The sequence below is a fragment of the Roseicyclus sp. genome, assembly GCF_052168335.1.
Taxonomy (GTDB): Bacteria; Pseudomonadota; Alphaproteobacteria; order Rhodobacterales; family Rhodobacteraceae; genus Roseibacterium.
In genome coordinates this window covers 1-3135 of the sequence record NZ_JBQLZP010000420.1, presented here as the reverse complement: position 1 = coordinate 3135, position 3135 = coordinate 1, and the positions used below count along the sequence as shown (strand labels likewise).

2 protein-coding genes and 1 pseudogene are annotated in these 3135 nt (G+C 75.7%); all 3 read left to right on the top strand.

Features of this window, described 5'->3' with window-relative positions; all coding sequences use genetic code 11:
- The first annotated feature begins 380 nt into the window (after nucleotides 1–380).
- On the top strand, nucleotides 381–1514 hold the full coding sequence (locus ACTS11_RS12860) for a hypothetical protein (RefSeq protein WP_442640708.1): 1134 nt from the start codon (nucleotides 381–383) through the stop codon (nucleotides 1512–1514).
- A gap of 253 nt (nucleotides 1515–1767) precedes the next feature.
- Nucleotides 1768–2916 carry an alpha-D-ribose 1-methylphosphonate 5-triphosphate diphosphatase gene (locus ACTS11_RS12855; RefSeq protein WP_442640707.1) on the top strand — a complete coding sequence of 383 codons (1149 nt, stop codon included), beginning with the start codon at nucleotides 1768–1770 and terminating at the stop codon, nucleotides 2914–2916.
- A gap of 17 nt (nucleotides 2917–2933) precedes the next feature.
- Nucleotides 2934–3135: pseudogene (locus ACTS11_RS12850) on the top strand (alpha-D-ribose 1-methylphosphonate 5-triphosphate diphosphatase); the annotation flags it as partial.

Here is a 3135-nt window from a genome sequence, read left to right as displayed (position 1 = left end):
CTCGACATCGCGGGTGAGGGACAGCGCGCCGGGATCACGAGGGGCCTTGGCGAGGCGGACGTCGCCGCGATGATCGCCGCCGCCTACCGCGAGGCCTGAGCGGGGTGGGCGCACCGCGTCCCAAAAGCTCACCCACGCCGTTCGAGGAGGGCCGGGCCCCCTCCGCGACACCGGAAGAAGGTGCCGGACAAGGCGAGGCCGATGGTCCGTGGGCGGCGCGAGGCGCACGGTCCCGCCGCCGCCGCCACGCCACCTGCCGCATCCCGGATGGCGCACATCGGCGACGCACGCAGGCGGGACGGCCTTGCCCGAGATCAAGGCGGCGCAGCCGATTCTCCCCGACCCTCGCCGCATCGACATCCGAGCGAGGGAGACGATCCATGAACCGACTGCTGCCTGTCCTGGCCGCGGCCCTTCTGGCCGTTGCGGCTCCGCCCGCCGCCGCGCAGGACGACGACACCGCCCGCCTCGGCTTCGGCGGGGACATCTTTGCCGCAGGCGACGACCTGAGGCTCGACGGGGCGGAGGGCGACCTCTTCGCGGCCTCCGAGGATCTCGCGCTCGACGGCGCGGTCGGGGGCGCCGCGCACCTCGCCGCCCGCAGGCTGAGCATCGATGCGCCCGCCGACCGCCTCTACGGTTTCGCCTACCGGATCGACCTCTCCGCCGATGTGGCGGGCCCCGCGCTCCTCGCCGCGGCGGAAGTGGAGATCGACGCTGCCATCGGCGGCAACCTGCGCCTCTTCGCCCGCGAGGCGGAGGTCTCGGGCAGTCTCGGCGCCTCGGCCATGATCGCGGCGGAGGAGCTTGGCCTCGACGCGCCCGTCGCGGGCGACCTGATGCTCGCCGTGGGCCGCGCGGAGTTCGGGCCGGACGCAACGGTCGGCGGCCGCGTCATCGTCTACACCGAGGAGGGGGAGACGCCCCTCGCCATCCCCGAGCGCGTCGCGCCCGCCGACCGCGTCGAGGTCCGCGACATCGAGGAATGGGACCGCACCCCCGGCGGCTTCGGCGACATGCGGCGGGCGGCGGGGCGCGCGGCCTTGACGGGCTTCCTCGTCAGCGTCCTCGCCGTCGCCGCGCTCGCCGCCGCCGCCGTCGCGGTGGCCCCGGCGCAGGTCGCCACCTGGCGCGAGCGGGCGCTGTCCCGTCCCGGGCAGAGCCTCCTCGCGGGCTTCCTCCTCGTGTCGGTCGTCTCGGGCGCGGGCTTCGTGCTGGCGCTGACGATCATCGGGATACCGCTCTTCTTCGCGGCGCTCTTCCTCGCGGGGCTGGTCGGATACGCGGGTTACGTGATGGGGTCCTACATCCTCGGCGTGGCGATCTGGCTCCGCCTCGGCAACGCGATGCCGGAAGAGGTGCTGCCCAAGGCGGGCCTCGCGCTCCTCGGGGCCTTCGTGGCGGGCATCGTGGCGCTGATCCCGTTCCTCGGGTGGCTCGCCGTTCTGGCGCTCGCGCTCACCGGTGCCGGGGCCGTCGCGACGGTCGTGCGCGAGGGGCGCGGAGAGAGCTGAGCGAACGGCCTCCGTTGCGGCGTCGGGGGGCCCGCATCCCCGGGGTCGCGATCCGGCGCGGCAACGCCGTGCCGGGGGCGGTGCTGTCCGGGGCGGGCCTCGTGGCGCTGGACACCGCGTCCGGGGGGCGCGGCGCTGATCCCGGTCCTCGGGTGGCGCGGCGTGCGGGCGTTCGCGCTCACGGGGGCGGTCAGCGGCGAGGCCCGAGCGCGGGGGCTTTCCCTCGCCGCGGCTTCGGTCCATCACGGGGGCCATGACGCTTCCCGATCTCACCTTCCGCGGCGCGCGGGTGCTGACGCCCGACGGCCTCTCCGAGTCGCCGCTCGCCCTGTCGCGCGGGCTGATCGCGGACGCGCCCACGGGACGCGAGGTGGACCTGTCGGGGTATCTGGTCCTGCCCGGGATCGTCGACATCCACGGCGACGGGTTCGAGCGTCACCTCGCCCCCCGTCGCGGCGCGCTCGAGAGCCTGTCCTCGGGCCTCGCCTCGCTCGACGCCGAGCTCGGCGCTAACGGCATCACCACCGCCGTCGTCGCGCAGTTCTTCTCCTGGGAGGGGGGGATGCGCGGGCCCGACTTCGCCGAGGACCTCGCGCGCGCGCTGGCCGGGACGCCGATGCGCGCCGACTGCCTGATGCAGCTCCGCCTCGAGACCGGGATGATTCGCGACTTCGGCCGGGCGCTGTCGCTGATCCTCGGGGCGCACATCCCCTATGTCGTCCTGAACGACCACCTGCCGCACCGCGAGCTGTCGGAGGGCAGGCGCCCGCCGAACCTGACCGGGCAGGCGCTGAAGGCCCGCCGCTCGCCCGAGGAGCACTGGCGCCTCCTTCGCGAGATGCACGCGGCGCGGGACGAGGTGCCGGGCGCGCTCGCGCATCTGTGCGGCGCGCTGCGCCAGCACGGCGTCCTGATCGGCAGCCATGACGACCACACGGCGGAGGACCGCGCGCGGGGCCGCGCCCTCGGCGCGACGCTCTCCGAGTTTCCCGAGACGCTGGCCGCCGCCGAGGCGGCGAAGTCCGCGGGCGAGGGCGTCATCATGGGCGCGCCCAACCTCGTGCGGGGGCGCTCGCACGCGGGCAAGGTCGCGGCGGGCGATCTGGTGGCGGCGGGGCTCGTGGACGCGCTCGCCTCGGACTACCACTATCCGTCACCCGCCCGCGCGGCCTTCCGGCTCGAGGCGGAGGGGATGGACCTCGGCCGCGCCTGGGCGCTCGTCTCCTCGGGGCCCGCGCGGCTTCTGGGGCTACCGGACCGGGGGCGGATCGTGCCGGGGCTCCGCGCCGATGTCGTGATCGTGGAGGAGGCCACGCGCCGGATCGCCGCGACCCTCGCGGGCGGCGCGGTGAGCCACCTGGCGGGGCCGGTGGCCGGGCGGTTCCTGGGCACGCGCGGATGAGGCTCGGGGCGCCGGTCATGGTGGCACTCATTCGGGAGGGACGCAGCTTCGAGGCGGCCTGGGCTCTCCTTTCCTCCTGGCCTGCGCGGCGTCCGATGCAGTCGGACCGGGGGCGGATCGTGCCGGGGCTCCGCGCGGACATCGCGGTCGTCGGGGAGCGGACCCGCCGGATCGCCGCGACCCTCGCGGGCGGCGCGGTGAGCCACCTGGCGGGGCCGG